Source organism: Rhodovulum sp. 12E13, from assembly GCF_003340565.1.
Taxonomy (GTDB): domain Bacteria; phylum Pseudomonadota; class Alphaproteobacteria; order Rhodobacterales; family Rhodobacteraceae; genus HLUCCA09.
The window spans coordinates 1-564 of record NZ_QPLK01000123.1 but is presented as its reverse complement, the minus strand read 5'-3'; the positions used below and the strand labels follow the sequence as shown (position 1 = coordinate 564).

The following is a 564-nucleotide window of genomic DNA, read 5'->3' as shown; positions in this document are numbered from 1 at the left end:
AGGCCCGTGCCGGCGCGTGCGTGATCTCGAGCCTGGCCGGCTCGTCGCGTCCGGCGGCGCGGCAGAGCCCCCGGATCAGGGCGTCGAGGTGACCGTCCTCCATGCCGTCGATGCGCCCGAGGTTGGCGATCACCCGGTGGCGAGGCTTGCCAGCCTCGTTGCGGTAGGACTCGACGACCTGCAGGTAGCGCCGCCCACCGCTCTCGTTGATGCGCACGAACATACCTACTGGATACCGCGCCATTACCAACAATGCAAAGGCGAGCATCGCCATATCGTGTGACTACACGCCTCTCAGCCTCCTGGCGCCCTAAACCATTGATCCGATTGCACCAGACAACCCCAATCGAACCAGATTCCCCCCAATTCTGTCGAACTTCGGGAGCCCGGTACGCAGGATGAATTGCAGCGAGATCAGCGCTTTACCAAGGCGATTAAAGGAAAGCCTGAAAAACCTCGCGCTCTGATCGGCTTAGGGTAGACTGGGCGGGACCACGAAGGAGGCCCCCCGATGCCCAAGCAGCCCGCCTTTCCCGGCCTCCGCCATGCGATGAAGAAGAAACA

Annotated in this window: 1 pseudogene; it reads right to left on the bottom strand. The window is 62.6% G+C overall.

Features of this window, described 5'->3' with window-relative positions:
* Window positions 1-244 (bottom strand): annotated as a pseudogene (locus tag DLJ49_RS21370) (IS1634 family transposase); the annotation flags it as partial.
* Window positions 245-564 lie beyond the last annotated feature (320 nt).